General features: G+C 65.3%; 10 protein-coding genes and 3 pseudogenes. 10 read left to right on the forward strand and 3 right to left on the reverse strand.

Annotated elements, in window-relative coordinates; all coding sequences use genetic code 11:
* The first annotated feature begins 29 nt into the window (after nt 1-29).
* The 6 genes and pseudogenes from OZ403_RS32340 (at nt 30) to OZ403_RS32365 (ending at nt 6,808) form a co-directional block, all read left to right on the forward strand.
* Nucleotides 30-1,346: a DUF1254 domain-containing protein gene (locus OZ403_RS32340; RefSeq protein ID WP_140799861.1), complete on the forward strand. Its 1,317-nt coding sequence runs from the start codon at nt 30-32 to the stop codon at nt 1,344-1,346.
* 250 nt (nt 1,347-1,596) lie between these two features.
* Nucleotides 1,597-2,246 (forward strand): annotated as a pseudogene (locus OZ403_RS32345) (transposase); the annotation flags it as partial.
* 378 nt (nt 2,247-2,624) lie between these two features.
* Nucleotides 2,625-3,491: a hypothetical protein gene (locus OZ403_RS32350; RefSeq protein ID WP_268782559.1), complete on the forward strand. Its 867-nt coding sequence runs from the start codon at nt 2,625-2,627 to the stop codon at nt 3,489-3,491.
* A gap of 322 nt (nt 3,492-3,813) precedes the next feature.
* Nucleotides 3,814-3,996, forward strand: a pseudogene (locus OZ403_RS39845) (pentapeptide repeat-containing protein); the annotation flags it as partial.
* A 303-nt stretch (nt 3,997-4,299) separates the two neighbouring features.
* Complete coding sequence (locus tag OZ403_RS32360; protein WP_268784921.1) at nt 4,300-5,685, forward strand: prenyltransferase/squalene oxidase repeat-containing protein; 1,386 nt, start codon at nt 4,300-4,302, stop codon at nt 5,683-5,685.
* 337 nt (nt 5,686-6,022) lie between these two features.
* Nucleotides 6,023-6,808: an anti-sigma factor antagonist gene (locus tag OZ403_RS32365; protein ID WP_268782560.1), complete on the forward strand. Its 786-nt coding sequence runs from the start codon at nt 6,023-6,025 to the stop codon at nt 6,806-6,808.
* A gap of 301 nt (nt 6,809-7,109) precedes the next feature.
* Here OZ403_RS32365 and OZ403_RS32370 read toward each other — a convergent pair whose 3' ends face one another.
* Complete coding sequence (locus OZ403_RS32370) at nt 7,110-7,394, reverse strand: integrase core domain-containing protein (RefSeq protein WP_268782561.1); 285 nt, start codon at nt 7,392-7,394, stop codon at nt 7,110-7,112.
* A gap of 1,486 nt (nt 7,395-8,880) precedes the next feature.
* On the opposite strand from OZ403_RS32370, the gene OZ403_RS32375 reads away from it, so the two are divergent.
* Nucleotides 8,881-10,308: an ISKra4 family transposase gene (locus OZ403_RS32375; protein WP_140795588.1), complete on the forward strand. Its 1,428-nt coding sequence runs from the start codon at nt 8,881-8,883 to the stop codon at nt 10,306-10,308.
* Nucleotides 10,309-10,424: 116 nt separating this feature from the next.
* Here OZ403_RS32375 and OZ403_RS32380 read toward each other — a convergent pair whose 3' ends face one another.
* A complete protein-coding gene (locus OZ403_RS32380) occupies nt 10,425-12,179 on the reverse strand; it encodes an Ig-like domain-containing protein (RefSeq protein ID WP_268782562.1) in 1,755 nt (584 codons plus the stop codon).
* A 297-nt stretch (nt 12,180-12,476) separates the two neighbouring features.
* Between OZ403_RS32380 and OZ403_RS32385 the strand changes: the two genes are divergently transcribed.
* A protein-coding gene (locus OZ403_RS32385; RefSeq protein ID WP_268782563.1) for an IS3 family transposase occupies nt 12,477-13,671 on the forward strand; the annotation gives its coding sequence in 2 pieces (ribosomal slippage) (nt 12,477-12,769 and nt 12,768-13,671; 1,197 coding nt in all).
* Between the two features lie 59 nt (nt 13,672-13,730).
* Nucleotides 13,731-14,243: pseudogene (locus tag OZ403_RS39850) on the forward strand (transposase); the annotation flags it as partial.
* A gap of 423 nt (nt 14,244-14,666) precedes the next feature.
* Here OZ403_RS39850 and OZ403_RS32390 read toward each other — a convergent pair.
* The gene (locus OZ403_RS32390) at nt 14,667-14,861 is read right to left on the reverse strand and encodes a hypothetical protein (protein ID WP_237080712.1); all 195 of its coding nucleotides are present in this window, start codon (nt 14,859-14,861) and stop codon (nt 14,667-14,669) included.
* Nucleotides 14,862-15,151: 290 nt separating this feature from the next.
* Here OZ403_RS32390 and OZ403_RS32395 point away from each other — a divergent pair, with 290 nt between their 5' ends.
* A complete protein-coding gene (locus tag OZ403_RS32395) occupies nt 15,152-16,057 on the forward strand; it encodes a hypothetical protein (protein ID WP_140856990.1) in 906 nt (301 codons plus the stop codon).
* Nucleotides 16,058-16,594: the final 537 nt, after the last annotated feature.

Consider the following 16,594-nt stretch of genomic DNA (forward strand, 5'->3'; position numbering starts at 1 on the left):
CCACCCCACCACTGCAAGTCCAAGATACCATGACACCTCTGCCCCCCGACGAAGCACAGAAGATCGCGTACCACGCCTTCATGTACGGTTACCCGCTGGTCGAGAACTACTCCATCCTGTGGCAGAGCACTCTCGCCATCCAACAGCAATTCAATACATTCTACGGCAAGGCGCGGCTCACCACGCCTAACGACACCACCGTCATCACTCCCAACAACGACACGGCGTACTCGCAAGGATGGCTCGACCTGGGCGCCGAGCCGATCGTCCTGCAAGTGCCGGCGGTGCCCCAAAATCCACCGCGGTACTATAGTTTCACGATCATCGATGCGTGCACCAACAACGTTGGCTTCGTTGGCTCGTTGACAACCGGCACGGCGGCGGGCAACTACGTGCTTGCGCCCCCCGGTATGGTGCCAGGCAGCGTCCCGAACGCGACGGTGATCCCCGTCCCGAGTCGCTACATCTTCCTGCTCGGACGCACCCAGCTCCTGGGTACCAACGACATCCCGGCGACCCAGGCGCTCATGGACCAATACACGCTGGTCCCGCTGTCCCAGTTCCTCGGCCAGCCCGCGCCCGCGCCCGCGCCCGCGACTCCCTTCCTGCCGATTGCCCCCTCGTTCATCACGACGCTGGCGTTCTTCCAGTACCTCAACCTGGCGCTGACCTTCCAGACCCCGCCGGCCGGGGATGCGCCGCTCCTCGAGAGCTTCGCACAGATCGGCGTGGGGCCCGGCCTGCCCTTCAATCCGTCCACACTCGATCCGGAACTAGCCGGTGCACTCCAGCGCGGAATCCTCGAGGCCAGCAATGCCATCAAGGAAATGACCCACCATGGCATCGTCAAGAACGGCTGGAACCTCCCGGAGGTGAACCGTCCCTACTTCGGCACGAAGTGGTGGACCGACTACCGCTTCCGGTCGAGAACCGCACAGGCGGGGATCTACCCGGTCTCGCCCTCGGAGGCGATCTACTACCGCGCCTACCAGGACGAGAGCTCGAAGCCCCTCGCCGGCACCAACCAGTACACGGTGACTTTCCCCGCCGGCCAGCTTCCCCCTGCTGCATCCTTCTGGTCGTTGACCATGTACGGGGAGAATCAACTCCTGGTCCCCAACAGCATTAATCGTTACTCGCTCGGGACCCAGTCGAACCTGAGCATCGCCGCCGACGGCTCCGTGACGATCTACATCCAGGCCAACGCCCCATCGGCCGCTGAGATGCCGAATTGGTTGCCCTCGCCCGCGAGTGGCTCGTTCTACATCGTGCTTCGCATCTACGGCCCGGAGAACACTTCCTACATCGCGCCGGGACTGGTGCAGGTCGGCAGTTCCGGTTCGTGACGGTCGGCCTCCCGAGCGCCCATCGAGGGCGCTCGGGCTGGACCACCAAGGGCATCGCTTGCAGTGAGCCCTGCGCTACTCAAGCACCACCAGTTGGCGCTCCCCGTCCCGGAGGACGCGCACCGGTCGCTGCATCCCGGCCTGGAAGAGCGACGCCTCCATGGGCCGCACGAGGCGGTCCGCCGTGGCCTGGAACTCAGGACCCTCGGATTGGATAGAGCGTCACAGCGAGTGAGAGAGGTGCGCAGCGCAGAACGTCTCGGCCCTGGTGGCCTTTGGCGAGGGCAAGGATGGGCACCGACACCTGCTGGCAATCATATTGGGCAGCCAGTCGGTGGACTCGTGGCTGGAGCTGCTTCGCCAACCGTTTGAGCGAGACTTGAGGGGCATGCGCCTCGTCATCGCCGACGGGCATGCGGGCTTGGCTGCCGCGGTCTGGCAGCAACTGCCCGAGGCCCAGCTCCAGCGTTGCACGGTGCACTCTACCCGGAACGTCTTCGCCAAGGCGCCGTGGAGGCTGCGTGGCCGGCTTGGCAAGGACACCACGGACGTCGTCGAAGCCCCCTCTCCCCTGGACGCCAGGAAGCACCTGGAGGCGCTCCAGGCCGGCCTGGAGCGACAGGTCCCCGAGGCCATGGAGTGTCACGCGAAGGCTTCGCCGCGGCCACCCGCTCCTTCTCCTTCCCCTGGGCCCACTGCAAGCGCCTGCGCAGCACCAAGGGCCTTGATCTCCTCCTCGGAAAGGTGGAACGCCGCATCCGCGCTGCCGGCGCCGTCCCGGACCGCGTGAGTGCGCTGCGCCTCGTCACCTCCGTCGCCCGCCAAGTCACCCGAGTCTGGGACGACCGCCGCTACCACGACAGGCCCCTGCTGAGGTCAAACACAGACACCCATTCATGATACCGCCAAAGAACCTTCCTCCCCGCCCCTCCTGAGCAATTATACAAGATTCGGGACTTGACCCTCGCGGGCTGGGCCGTGAGGCTCCCTTTTTTGACTCCCGCACGAACGAGGAGTCGACAAAGTCACGGGAAAAGCCTACCCCTCGACCCACATGACAATGGCCATGCCTCCCCCGTGCGCAGCCTCCGGGAGATGATGCGGGTAGAAAAACCTCTCTCCTGGACTCAGGACCCGGCTTGCGCCCGGAGCCCCTTCCGAGATAGGCGCTATCCCTACTGCCGCGCGTTCGACGGTTCCGAACACATGAGGTCCGTTGCACTCGATTGAAGGAGCCCGATGCCTGACAAGACACCCGATATCTCAGCAGCAGAACCCATGTCCTTGGACCAGTTTCTCGCGGCGCCAATCGAGCAAGTGCGTCGGATAGCGCCCGCCACGCTCATCTGGGTAGTGGAAGGCACTCGCCGCAGTGCCGCCCTGGCCGGCATCGACGTGAGTTCCGAGGACTATGCCCACTGGTCCATCGCCCAGATGAAAGCCTGCGTGGAGCTGTTCTTCCACCACGGGGTGCGCCACGTCATCACCCCCTTGCTCACACCGAGTCAGTTCGCTGAGGTCACCCCGCACTACCGCGAGCGCCTGTTCGACTGGGTGGCACTGTTCGTGAAAGAATTCTCGCTGCTCACCACCTCCCAGCACCAGGACTGGCGCCTGCGGTTGCTGGGCGCCGAGAGTCTGCCGGATGAGCTACGGCCTCTTTCCGAGAAGGTCGCGGCAGCCACCCCTCGGGGCAAGCACACACTGTGGTGCTCGGTGGTGGCGCAGTCGGGGGCCCCCTGGAACGAGTTGCTCCAGGCCGTGATTCGCACCGGAGCCCGCACCCGCGAGGATGCCATCCGTGCACTCTACGGCGAGGACATCCCTCTCGCCCAGTTGATGATTGCTTTTGGCAAGCCCATGGTGTCCCCGGAGCAGGTCCCTCCCCTGCTGCAAGGCCCAATGGACTGTTACTTCACCCAGCGGCCCGGCTACCGGCTTACCGAGCGGGAACTGCGCACGGTGCTCTACGACCATGCCTACCTGCGGCGCACCTGGCGCGCCGACAAGACGGGGCGGGCGGAAGAGGCCATCAGCCACCGCCGCGCGTGGGAGGAAGGACCCATGGTGGGGCTGGGTATCCGCCTGGGCCCATTCTGGTACCCCGCCCCCATGACGGTCCCTCCCCTGGAGGACACACATTGAAGTGACGTGCTCTTGGACTGCGCCCGCTCATTCCCGCGGTCCAACACCTCTTGTCACCCCACCCGTCGACAAGGCCGGTGGCCTCGTAGAAAGACGACATGAGGGAAGTTGGGGCGACGGCCGGCGCACGCCCCATCAAGTCGTACGGACCTCGCTTCCAAGGAAGTGCTGGCGCTCCCAACGGCTCCAACTCGGGGTGTGTACCGATTGGGTATGGCCAGTTTCATCAGATGAACGCGATGTTCACTTCGAGGAGGAAACGTCCATGGCAGACCGCTCTCACGTTGAGCAGATTGGTGACGGGGGCCCCACCGCCCGCAGCATGTGGAACCAATGGAGAAAGGACAACCCAGACATAAGGCCTGACCTCACCGGCGTCAGATTCGACGGATTCGACCTCTCGCGATTCGACTTCAGCGGCGCTGATTTCAGCAGAGCCTCGCTCCTCGACACCAATCTCCGTGACGCCAGACTCACCGGCGCCGACCTCACCGGCGCCGACCTCACCGGCGCCGACCTCACCGGCGCCGACCTCACCGGCGCCGACCTCGCCGACGTCACCGGAAACATCAAGGCTCACGGGAAGAGTGCCGAGGCACAAACAGGCGCGGTCATGCCAGACGGGGCCCGTCACGCAGAGGAGAGCCCCTGTCCGAAGAATGAAGGCCTTCAACACCACGTGCGGCGTGTGCTGCGCCGCGCCTGTGCACATCTGGCCCAAGCCCAGTCAGCGGATGGTGCGTGGCGGGTCCCCCCCTCGCCAAGGTTCCTTGAGAATGCCCTGGCGTGCTTGATCGCGGATGCATTCGTGCCCGAATTGCGACCGCACCTGCGCGCGACACGTCGCTGGGTCCAGGCCGCACCGGTCCAGAAACACCACGAAGTGCCTCGTCTGATAGAGAGCTGGCTCCAAGGGTGGGTGGGCAGCACGGCCCCCACGGCCACCCTTGACGTGTCCCATCCGCTCTTCTCCGAACCGGTCTTCTGCGACCGCCGGAACTTCTTCCTCGCGCTCGCGCTCGCGGTGGGCGCACCCGTGCGTGGAGGGCCGTCTCGCGAGGAACTCCAGGCCCAGCTGCTGGAGCGGCTCCGCGCCCGTCAGACCGTGCGACTCAAGCGTTGGTCAGGAGCGGAGCTGGCCGCGCTGTTCCTCTTGCTGGCTGATGAAGCGCCGTCAGCGGACACCGTAGAGGCGCTGAAGGCGCTGCGCGAGGCCCAATCGACCTCGGGCTCCTTCGGTGAGCAGATGGGGGCAACCCTCGTGGCGCTCGCGGCGCTGCGCCGGTGGGACCCCACCTCGGAGGCCTTCGCCCGCGCGCTCGACTTCCTTCTTCACGAGCGCACGACAGAGGGGGTGTGGTGCTTCAGCCCCGCGGAGGTATGGGATACGGCTCTGTTGTGCCGAGCGCTGGAGGGGTGTGAAGACCTGGAGCCCGCGATGTTCGAGCGTGCCTGGTCCTTCCTCCTTCGCTCTCAGAATGAGGACGGTGGCTGGTCCTACCGGGAAGGGGTCGAGTCGGATACTGACACCACCTCGATGGCGATGCTTGCCCTACCTCGCACGGACGCCGGGACGTCCGCGTCGGGCCTGGGGCGAGCGTACCTGGAGCGGATGCAGACCCCAGCGGGGCTGTGGCTGACGTGGCAGTCCCGGGACGACCCACCCGCCGAGGACGTGGTCGCACATGCCATCATGGCGTTGCGAAAATGGGGCACGGTCCCTGCGTTCTGGGCCCCCGCAGGGGAGTGGCTTGCACTGCGCGCGCGGCAGGAAGGCGGCTGTCGTGCGCACTGGTACAACATCGACTCTTATGCCTCTCACGAGGTGGGGCTGGCGCTTGGCCCCACCCATGACTCGACACGGCATCTTGCACGGGAGCTCGTTGAGCGGCAGAACCCGGATGGGGGTTGGCCTCCCACCCAAGGGGCGGCGAGTTCGGCAGCTGCCACGGGTATGGCGCTAGCGTTACTGACCTTCTACCTGCCCAATGAGCACCTGTGCGTGACTCGCGCCATCCACTACCTGGCAGAACTCCAAGAGCCGGGGGGCTCTTGGCCTGGGCCGCTGCAGATGTACGGTCCAAGGCCCTTCGCTATTGACTACCCCATGCAGATCCACGCCCTCTCCGTTCATGGACTGGCCGCTGTGGCAAGGGCCTCCCGTACTCCGCCGCGGCCCCTCACGGAACTCTGAGCTTGCCCGACGGAAGCGGGTGAAGGTCACAGCGCCTCCGGCAGTCGTGGGCCGGGCCCTGCGCGCCACCAACTTCGGAGTGCAATGAAGGCTGAGCCTACCCAAACCCCGGTCGCTGCATCATCGGAGCAACAAGACCACCTTGGACAGTGCGTCGAGGCGAGTGCGGCGCTGCTTCCCGTCCATCCTTCTTCCTGGGGCGAAAGTTCATAACCCCCAGTCAGTTTCCCAATATCTAAAAAACAAACATACTTGCAAAGGCAGATTTTCGAGTGTACTCCATATCAAGCGATGGCTTGGCTTTCTTGAGGCCGCGCGTCCACGGCCCTGGATGCCCATGTCCCTGAAGCTGTCTGGCGAAAGCCGCCTCACCTTCATCAATGACGTCACCGCGGCCACGCGAGTCTTCTTGAGGGAAGCAGGATTCCCGGACGCGACCGCCGAGCACGTGGAGTTGGCCGTGGCGGAGGCCGTGGCCAATGCCATCCAACACGGGAACCAAGGCGTCGAGAGCCGACGCGTGGACGTGATGCTCGTCTCGCTGGCGGACCGGGTGACAGTCTCCGTCCGAGACGAAGGAGCCGGCTTCGACGTCGCCGCGATTCCAGACGCGCTCGCGCCAGCCCACCGCCTCAAACCCTCGGGCCGGGGCGTGCTGCTCATGCGCGCACTCATGGATGCGGTCGAGCTCTCGCCCCATCCCGAGGGAGGCACCGTCGTTCGCCTGTCGAAGCAGCATCCCCGCAGTGCCCACCACACCCCAGGAGAAAGAACCATGTCTGAGTTGAACATCAGGGAGCGGCAGTCCGGCGACGTGACCCTCTTCGAACTCGCCGGGAGGATCACCATCGGAGCCGGAGACACCGTCCTGCGCGAGACCGTTCGCACCGCGATACAAGACGGCAGGAAGAACCTGGTGCTCAACCTCGCCGAGGTGACCTATCTGGACAGCGCTGGACTGGGTGAGTTGGTCAGCTCCTATACAACCACGAGCCGTGAGGGCGGCAGGCTCAAGCTGCTGAGCCCCTCTCGGAAGGTCCAGGATCTACTAATGATCACCAAGCTCATCACCGTCTTTGATGTCTACGACACCGAGCAGGCGGCGGTGAACAGCTTCAAGTAGCCCTGGATCGACCGTCAGCGGGGGAGCCCTGGCGTCCAGGGCCCCTGTGCCTACCCAAAATTCGGTCGCTGCGTCATGCGTGCGTCAAAGCTGCGTCAAAACGCACGTCATGACGTGAGCGATGCGCGTGACGAGCCGCTGGGTCCTCTCTTCCATTTGATTGAGGTCGAAATTACGCCCGGCTCAGACGCCTCAACACCTTTCTGCCTGCGTGTGGACACTCCCCTTCCGTCCTGCGAACGCAGGTAGGCTGGTGCAGCACGCGCGCGTCTACGAGGGTGTTGTTGGAAGGAGCGAGACTCTACGCAGCGCGGCGCGCGTACCGGTGGTGGAGCCCGAAGACTTCACGTAGCTCTATCACCTCGGCTCCGTGCTCCGGGCCCTCCACCTCACGCGTCTCGGGCGCATCTTTCCCGAGCGACAGGTGCGTCCGGCTCGCGTTGTAGTAGCGCTGGTACTCGCGCAGCAGGCGCCGAGCGCGGGCTTCGTTCAGGACGACGACATGGTCCTGCAGTTCCCTACGTATCGAGCCGATGACTCTCTCCGCATAGGAATTCTGCCACGGACACCGTGCAGCACTCGGCACCTCGCGAATCCCCAAATGGGCAAGCGTGGCTCGAACGCCCTCGGAATAGAGATTGTCCCTATCTCGGTGCAAGTACCTCGGAGCGCTGGCCCAGGGAAAGGCCTCTCGCAACTGCTGCTTCGTCCATTCCTCCGTCGGGTGCGCTGTCACATTGAGGTGAAGGATTCGCCTGTCCGGTGACTCACAACCACAAATCCCAACAGCACTCCAAACGTCGCAGTGGGCATGACAAAGAAGTCCATCCCCGCAGACTCCGCCAGATGTAAGCGCAAGAAGCTCTGCCATGAGGGCGCTGGCTTCGGCGCTCCCCTTCCCGGACTGGGGCATGTACCGAGCGACCGTTTTCTGGCCTACCCCATCCCCAGCTTCAGCAACTCCCCGTGAATGCGTGGGGCACCCCATGTCGGGTTGGCTTCGGCCATGCGCCGAATCAACACGCGCAGTTCCGGAGTTGCCCGAGGCCACCCTGCCCGACGCCGGGACTTCCAGCGCCAGAAGAGCCGAAAGCCCATCCGATGCCACTTCACCACCGTCGCTGGCTGCACCAAGCACAGTGGCCTTCACCACCCCTGCCAGAGGCGATGGAGAACAACCCAGAAAAGGCGTTCGCCTCGGGGACGGGCGCGTCTCACGGAAGACTGCGAGTTGCTGGCGAAGAGCCAGGTTCTCCAGCGCCAGCTCCGAACGGCTCCGCAGGGCCGAGAGCATCGTCTCGACCAGCGCCTTCACGAAGCCCCGCATCGTGCCATTCTTGCCGACCGTAGCAGGCAGGCCAGAAGTCTGGCGCGCTCTGTCATGAGCCGCCTGACGCCCCAGAGACAGTCGCGCACACTCGCCGCCCCTTCTGGCCCCAGCATGCAGTGGGGTCCCTGCGCTATTCAGAACCCCATTCGCAGTTCCGTGCATGCAATGACGCGTTCGCTGACGCACGCGGGCACTGGACCCGAATTTCTGGTAGCCACAGGCTTTACGCCGGGAAGAACCCTTCGGCCCCCACTGCCGTATCTGTGAGCGACTTCGTTCTTCCCGCGTGGAAGACGAAAAAAGAGGACCGGATTATCGACGAAGGCGTCATCACGCCGCACTGCCGAGGGTGCCGCATGACGAGCACGTCGACCGCCTACGACTTCGATAGTCCAGCCGACCTGGCCCCCTCCTACCTCCACACAGTCCCCTGCCAGACAGGCCACCGGATGCCACACGCAGAGCAGACGCTCCGAAACTTCCGGAATAGCGGCGCGCGCGCATTCCTGGCGCAGCGCTACGACCTCGCGAACCTCTGCTCGCCGTGAGCTGACGAGCGCGATTTCGACTCCGTGCAGTTCGGGTCGCAGAGGACTGAGGAAGGTACATGAAGAGAGCGGGACCGGGTGTGGATCTGGCACTGAGCAGCGAGCGAGCTGACAGGCAAGGGGACCACCGGAGGCCTGATGGTCGGCAGCATGCGAGGCCACTGGTGGGTTGTGCCACTGGAGGACATCCAACGATGCCAAAGGTGACCATCGAAGTGCCGGAAGGATTCGAGGACAGCGTCAAGGCGCTGGAGGAGACGCTGAAGCGCGCCCACCGAGGGGTGGAGGGAGCGAGCAGAGGGGACCTGGCCGCGTTCGACGCCGCATGGCAGGAGGTGAATGCCGGAGCGGAACAAACGGAGCGGTTGATGAAGCGGAGGTTGCTTCGAGGGCTCGACCTCGACGCGGCGCGAGTCCTCATCGAAGGCCAGTCCTACGTGCGAGTCGGACGGTACCCGGCAACGTACAAGACGCGGCAAGGGCCCGTCGAAATAGAGAGAAGCCTCTACCGGCGGGTGGGCGAGCGCAATGGCCCCACGGTGGACACCGTCAGCGTCCAAGCCGGGTGCGTGGCTGACGGCTGGTTACCGGAGGCGGCGGTGCCCATGGCGTACCTGCTGGCGCGAGGCACTTCGCGGGAGGCAGAAGCGACGGCGCGTCAGGTGGGTGTGCTGCCGTATTGCCGAGCCTCCTTCGAGCGGGTGGGGCATGCGGTGGGAGCGCTGTATGGCGGCCAGCGGCCTCGGGTGGAGGCTGCGCTGGCCCGGGAGCTGAGAGTGCCCCGAGGCACTCGCGGCGTGAGCGTCAGCATGGACAGGGTGGCCGTGCCGATGGAGGAGCCGAAGCGGCGGCCAGTGGGCCACCCTCGCAAGGGCGCCCCCACGCGCCCGGTGGACGTCGTCTGGCGCATGGCCTACGCGGCCTGCCTCACCTTCCACGACGCCCACGGCGAAGCGCTGGGCACCCTGCGCTACGGGCGGATGCCGCGGGGCGAGGCCCGCGAGGTGACCGAGCGCCTGGCCCGCGACGTCCAGGCCCTGGTTTCCAGACGGCGCGGCCTGTCCGTCGTCGTCCTCACCGATGGCGCTCCTGAGTTGCACGCCCTGCTGGACGAGGCGCTGGCCACCCACGCCCCCGCGGCCAAGAAGCCGGCGCGCTTGGTGGACTTCTGGCACCTGATGGAGAAGCTTGGGAGTGCGGCGCGCGTGGTGGCTGGGGAGGAGAAGGCCTCCGCGCTGCGTGAGAAGTGGAAGCTGTCCCTGCTCAACACGCCCGGAGCGTCGTGGACCATTGCCATGACGTTGCACGCCAGCGGCAAGCGGCATGTCGTCCTCGGTGACTGCCAGCCGGTGCACGAGGCCCTCACCTACCTGGAGAACCACGGCGAGCGAATGCACTATGCCGAGGCACGCGCACGGGGACTTCCCATTGGCAGCGGCAACGTGGAGGCCACCTGCAAGTCTCTCGTCTCCCTGCGCATGAAGCGCCCCGGCGCCCGCTGGAAGGAGGCGTCCGGCCAGCACATCCTGGACTTGCGCGCCCTGGTGCTCTCCGAACGGTGGGACGCAGCCATGCACCTCACGCTTGCACCGCAGAGGGCCGAGGTGCGGCGCGCAGCTTGATCAGGATGGGAGCCACACCCGCGGGACCACCCTCTTGCCTCCAGCCGGACGCTCACGTCGTCAATGGGCCTGACTTCTGTTGGAGCCCCTGGATGCGAAGTGCCGCCTGCTCCTGGCTACGGCGCAGGCATCCAGGCCAGACCCAAGTTCCTGCTGCTGCCCGAGTTTACGTCCTGGATATCGCTGCCGTCGGCCAGATTGGCGCCCCGGAGCACTCCACCCAGCCAATCCACCCAATACAGCCGCCCGGCCGTGGCATCGATGGCAATCCCGTGCACTGTGGTCTGGTTGGTCACCAGGGTGGTGGCGTTGGAGCCGTCCAGATCGGAGACATAGATACTGTTGCCGCGGGTCGAGTAGTACACCTTCCCGCCGCTCGGGTCGACCGCCAGGCCCACCCCCAGGCCGCCCAGGCCTGAAGCGAGGGTCTCCAGGTTGGTACCATCGAGATTGAATCGCACGAGACTGGTGTTGTTATAGGTAATTACATACATCTTTTCATTCGGGATATCGAACGCGATGGCAGACGGGCTATTGATGCCCCCGACGACCTGCGTTGGATTGCTGCCGTCTAGCTCGGCGCGCATGATCCGTTCTCCGTTGAAATCGGACCAGTACAGCCTGCGGTTCGTCGAATCGACTGCCAGCGCGCTGGGGTAGCCTCCGTCCGCCACGACATCGACCGGATTCGCCCCATCACTGGCCGCTCGGACGATGGCGCTGTCGCGCGTGTAGAAGATGGTACGGGTGACCGGGTCGGTGGCGACGAAACCGGCCCCGCTGATGCCAGTCTTGAGCTCAATGGCATTCGTGCCGTTCACGTCAACCCTCCACAGCGAGCCGGCGGTCGTGATCCAGTAGAGACTCGCAAGACCGGTGACGTCGACCGTGAAGGTGGTGGAGGTGGTAGCGGCGCCGTCACTCACGGAGAGGGTGATGGTGGTGGAGCCGCTGGCGCTGGCGACAGGGACGACGTTGAGGATGCGGCTGGAGCCGGAGCCGCCAAGGATGAGATGGCTGGGGTCATTGGGCACCAGGTCTGTATTGGAGGACGTGGCGGTGACCGTGAGGCTGTCGGCGGCGGTCTCCACGTCGCCCACGGTGAAGGCCAGGTCGCCGGTCGAGCTGCCAGCAGTGATGCTCTGGTTGGCCACGGGGGAAATGGTAGGGAGGTCATTCACCGCGGTGACGTCGACCGTGAAGGTGGTGGAGGCGGTGGCGGAGCCGTCGCTCACCGAGAGGGTGACGGTGGTGGTACCGCTGGCGTTGGCGACGGGAAACACCTTGAGGGTGCGACTGGTGCTGGAGCCTCCGAAGACCAGGTTTGTGGGGGCGTCGGGCACCAGGGCGGTGTTGGAGGACGTCGCGGTGACCGTGAGGCCGTCGGCGGTGGTCTCCACGTCACCCAGGGCGAAGGCCAGGTCACCAGTCGAGCTGTCCTCGGCGATGGTCTGGTTGGCCAACGAGGATAGCGTGGGCGTGTCGTTCACTGGGGTGATGGTGATGGTCACCGTGCCCTGGGCGCTTTGGCCCTGGCGGTTGGTGGCACGAAAGATGAGCGCATCTTCGCCATTGTAATCGGCGCCGGGGGTGAAGGTGACGGAGCCACTGGCGCTGATATCACTCAATGTGCCGTGGTCCGGTGCGTCGACGATGGTGAAAGTGAGTGCCTCGTTGCCGGTAGCCGGCAGGCGCAGATTGAGGGGCGTGTCTTCCACCGTCTCAAGCGTGATGTTGCGGGTCACCGGCGGGATGTTGGGCGGCTCGTTGTCGCGACAAGCGGCGAGGGTGCTGGCGGCCAGTCCAAGCACCAATCCAGCGCGCAATGCGGCGACTGGCGCTGCGAGCCATCTCGAAAGCAAATATGACATGACGTTTCCTCGTGGGGGTGCCCGATATGGGCAGCGTAAACGCGGAGCGCCGGGTTCTCCGCTGACGCTGGCCGCGCTGTCAATCCTCATTTGTCGACTTGTTCGCGCTCATATTAGTGCGAATAGTGGACCCCAAACCGCAGCACCTGTGCCTATCCAAATCCGGTCGCTGCGTCATGGGTGCGTCAAGGCCACATTCGGCAGTGCGTCAAGGCGAGTGAGCGAGACGCGCACGGTGCCGAGTGAAGTTGCCCCGGTTTCGTGGAGTCCCCCCCGCTGTGCGAAAAGGGTTCCACGATGCCGAAGTCACGCCCCCCATACCCGCCGGAGTTCCGTGAGCGGGTCGTCGAGCTGCTGAAGGCCGGCCGGTCCGGCAAGAGTCTCGCAAGAGAATTCGGTTGCACCGAGCAGAGCATCCGCAACTGGAAGAAGCAGTTGGAGGAGAGCTGCAGTGGCGCCCCCAGCAGCAACGGCGAGAGCAGGCCAGCACCCAGGGCGAGCAGTGCCGCCTCGGAGGAGCGAGCCGAACTCGAGCGGCTGCGGCGCGAGGTGCGGGTGCTGCGCGAGGAGCGCGACATCCTAAAAAAGCTGCGGCCTGGTTCGCGCAGGAGTCCGTGGCGACGCCCAGGCGGCGTACCGACTCGTGAAGGCAAACCAGGCCGTCCACTGCATCACGACGCTCTGCCGTGTCTTGGAGGTGTCCGAGAGCGGCTACCACGCGTGGCGGACGCGCCTGCCCTCGAAGCGCGCGGTCGCTGACGCGGGCCTCAGCGAGCGCATTCGCGCCATCCACGCGATGAGCGACGGCACCTACGGCGTGCCGCGCATCCACGCCGAGCTCGCGGCGGAGGGCGTGCACATCGGCCGTAAGCGTGTCGCCCGTCTCATGCGGGCAGCTCGCCTCGAAGGCGTCAGTCGCCGCAGGTGGTGTGTCACAACGACGCGCGACGAGCGCGTACGCCCTGCTCCCGACCTGGTCGACCGCAAATTCGTGGCCCCTGGACCCGACCAGCTCTGGGTTGCTGACATCACGTACATCCCGACGCACGCCGGCTTCCTCTACCTCGCCGTTGTGCTCGACGCCTGGAGCCGCAAAGTCGTCGGCTGGGCAATGGCTGGCCACCTCAAAACGCAGCTCGTCGTGCAGGCACTCGACATGGCTGTGGAGCAGCGTCAGCCCCAGAGCGTCGTGCACCACAGCGACCAAGGGACGCAGTACACCTCGATTGGCTTCGGGCTTCGGTGCAAGGAAGCCGGCGTGCGGCCCTCCATGGGCAGCGTTGGCGACGCGTACGACAACGCGATGTGTGAGAGCTTCTTCGCCACACTCGAGTGCGAACTGCTCGCACGCCGCCGTTTCACGTCTCACGCCGAGGCGCGGATGGCCGTCTTCCGCTTCATCGAAGGCTGGTATAACCCGCTCAGGCGCCACTCCGCGCTCGACTACGAGTCACCCGCTGGTTACGAGAAGAAGCACCGCGCTGCCGCTTGAGGGCGAAAGCGCGAAACGCTCTGAGGAACCGGGGCAACTTCACGAATGTCTCTACCCTGGTGGCTTACGGCGAGGACGAGGACAGGCACCGACACCTGCTGGACATCCACTGGGGCAGCGAGTCGGTGGAGTTCCTGTCTGGGACTGCTGCACCTGCTGCTCAAGCGGGACTGACGGGCATCCGACTCGTCATCGCCGATGAGCACGCGGGGCTGGCCGCTGTGGCACGACGGATGTTAATCAGAAGCTCAGTTGCTGCGCTTCACGGCGCACCTCACCGGAACGCCCTCGCCAAAGCCCCCTGGCGGCTGCGGGGCCGGCTCGGTACGGAGACGTCAGCCCCCCTTCGGACTCCCAGCCTCCAGGAGGCTCAAAAGCACCAGGAGGCGTTCCAAACCGGCCTGGGCCGCCAGGTGTCGAGGCCATGGAGTGTCTGCGTGAGGGCTTCGCCGCCGTCACTTACTTCTTTGCCTTCCCCAGCCCCCCTGGAAGCGCCTTCACAAATCCATGGCCTGGAGCAACTCCACGGCGAGGTGAAGCGTCGCATCCGCGCTGTCGGCGCCGTACCGGACCGCGCCAGTGCGCTGCGCCTCATCACCGCCATCGTCATTGAAGTCACCAGCGTCTGGAATGATCGCCGCTACCGCGACATGTCCCTGATGAGCTCAGCCCCAGATACCACTGCTGCTGGATACCTCCGCAGTGCCTTCCTCCCTGGGCCCCTCCGAACCAACTACACAGGATTCGGAATTGCCCCGGCCTCTATCCGAGTGACGCAGCGCCGGCGCAGGGCGCCCCAACAGCGCCATGTTCTGGGCGACTCCCAAACGCGTGATGCCCCACCTTCGTGCTGGCTGGAATCTGGAGGTGTGCGCCGAAGGCACTGGAGCACGGTGCACGTCGTGTCATGCCCCCACAGCCAGGTTCACGGGAGGAGGAGCTTGTCGCCCCCCTCGGCTTCGAGTTGCAGTACGCGCGCAAGAGCCGGCGACGCCTCATCCGGTCTCCTGGGTACTGGCTGGTTCGCTCACCCACTCCCCGAAAGGATTGAGCAGTTCGGCCAGCTTCTTCTCGTACCCGGCCACATCGACAAATGGCTGGAGGGACTTGACGTGCGAGTAGCTGTTGAACTTCTGGAGTAGCGCATTCGCGGTGGAGAGAGAGTCGTTGTCCACGCCCGACAGCAGCATCAGGCTGGGATACAACTTCTGGAAGCGTGTCGTGTTCCAGGTGATGGCTTTGTCCAGCGAGTCGTTCCACGCATTGTAGTCGGCACTCGTCCCCGCCTTTCCTCCAATCTGGAGGATGACCGTGCTCCCCTGTGCCTACCCCAAATTCGGTCGCTGCGTCATGAGCGCGTCGAGGATCCGGGGGCCCAGCCTGAGGACATGTATACGGATGACGAGACGAACCCGGAAGACATGTACCCGGACGACGAGGAGGAGCCCAAGCCGCGCGGCCGTTGAGGTATAGCTGCCGCATGACGTCCTCTCCTCCCCCGGGCGCGGTCGCATTCGTGAACCGCTGGCGCGAGCTGTTCGATGCCTGTGACTGGTCCGGCCTGCGGGCGCACGAGCATCCCGACTTTCCCGAGGCCGGCCCTCCCCGCCAGAACGACAGCTTCATCCGGGGACTCGGCAAGAGCGGCTTTCAAGTCACGAGCGCGACGCTGAAGCCCTTCGTGCAGCCCCGGTGGTCCATCTTCCGCACGCAGCGCCTGCACCCGCAACCGACGTATTGGTGTGACCTGGTGTTGAAGAACGCGAAGGGCCACGAGACCGAGGCCTTCATCGCCCTGGCTCCGTGGGAGGGCACCGAGGGTGCCTTCCGCGCCTCGTATTATGTCGAGATTCCCCCGAAGAAGAAGGTCGCCCCGTTGGACTTGGGCAAGGAGCGCCAGCGCGTCGCGAAGTTCCTCGCCAAGGCAGTAAAGGACTTCGCCCGGGTCCAGGACGCACGGCCGCTCCAGCGACTGGAACTCCAGTACTCCACCGACAACGGGACGCTGAACGTGAGCTTCGACCTCGACCCGGCGGCCGAGCCGGGACGTGGCGACGCGATGACCCATTTCGGCTTCGCGGAGCTCCTCGTCCCGCGCTGGGCCGACGTGAAGGAGCACAGGCCGTCCCTGGTGGGCCTCGATGGCGCGAAACTCGCGGCCCGCGAGGATGGGACCTGGGGCACGCCCGAGGCGCACGCGCAACTCGAGGAGCACTTGGGGAAGATGCTCGTCGCGACGCTGCTCGAGATGCGGGACAGCGGCCAGTTCGAGGCCCTGCGCGCCTCGGCCACCGCGGAGCTGGGTGTCGAGGAGCACGAAGGCCACTTCGGCTGGCCCGACTACGAGGAGCGCAGGCGCGAGAACAGGATTGCGTCGTCCCCGTAGCGCCGCGCGTGGAGGCACGGCTCGGAGGCCCCCGCCCTCTGGGCGATGAAGGGGGACTCCACGCCGCCGGTCCGTGGCCCGAGTTCGCTGGGCCACGCAACATGCAGCCGCGAGTTGGGGCAGCGGCAACCTGGCGCGGCCGGCTCGACACCGCCCGGGGAGGCCGTGGACGCTGGCCGGACCGGCCGCGATGGGCCACGGGGCCACCTGGACGTGGTTAACAGCTTTGTTAACCATCAAGGGCATCCGATTCTGACAATCCCGGGCTTTCGATGTCACACCTTCCAGGGTTGCGTCGTTTCCCTCTTTCAGAATGACGAATCGGGCGACCTGTTAACCGAGAGAGCGAAGCGCGGTTAGCCTTTACTGGGTACTCACGATTTCGTTGCGCGGCACAGACTCTCAGAGACGGCTCTCAGACTGTCTCGGCCGCGCTTCTCGACCGGCACAGCGCTACCCCCGCCGCGCTGCTCTTCTCCACACGGGGCCAGTGCCCTCGAATTGGATTCCGGACCGAGAAGACAGTCCGAGGACACG

This window comes from Myxococcus sp. NMCA1 (assembly GCF_026810205.1).
Classification (GTDB): domain Bacteria; phylum Myxococcota; class Myxococcia; order Myxococcales; family Myxococcaceae; genus Myxococcus; species Myxococcus xanthus_A.

Bases quoted from the DNA above. Each gene is read 5' to 3' on its own strand.
- OZ403_RS32340 (WP_140799861.1), top strand. From the start codon at position 30: ATGACACCTCTGCCCCCCGACGAAGCACAGAAGATCGCGTACCACGCC.
- OZ403_RS32375 (WP_140795588.1), top strand. From the start codon at position 8,881: ATGCCAAAGGTGACCATCGAAGTGCCGGAAGGATTCGAGGACAGCGTC.
- OZ403_RS32380 (WP_268782562.1), bottom strand. From the start codon at position 12,179: ATGTCATATTTGCTTTCGAGATGGCTCGCAGCGCCAGTCGCCGCATTG.
- OZ403_RS32350 (WP_268782559.1), top strand. From the start codon at position 2,625: ATGTCCTTGGACCAGTTTCTCGCGGCGCCAATCGAGCAAGTGCGTCGG.
- OZ403_RS32365 (WP_268782560.1), top strand. From the start codon at position 6,023: ATGTCCCTGAAGCTGTCTGGCGAAAGCCGCCTCACCTTCATCAATGAC.
- OZ403_RS32395 (WP_140856990.1), top strand. From the start codon at position 15,152: ATGACGTCCTCTCCTCCCCCGGGCGCGGTCGCATTCGTGAACCGCTGG.
- OZ403_RS32390 (WP_237080712.1), bottom strand. From the start codon at position 14,861: ATGCTGCTGTCGGGCGTGGACAACGACTCTCTCTCCACCGCGAATGCG.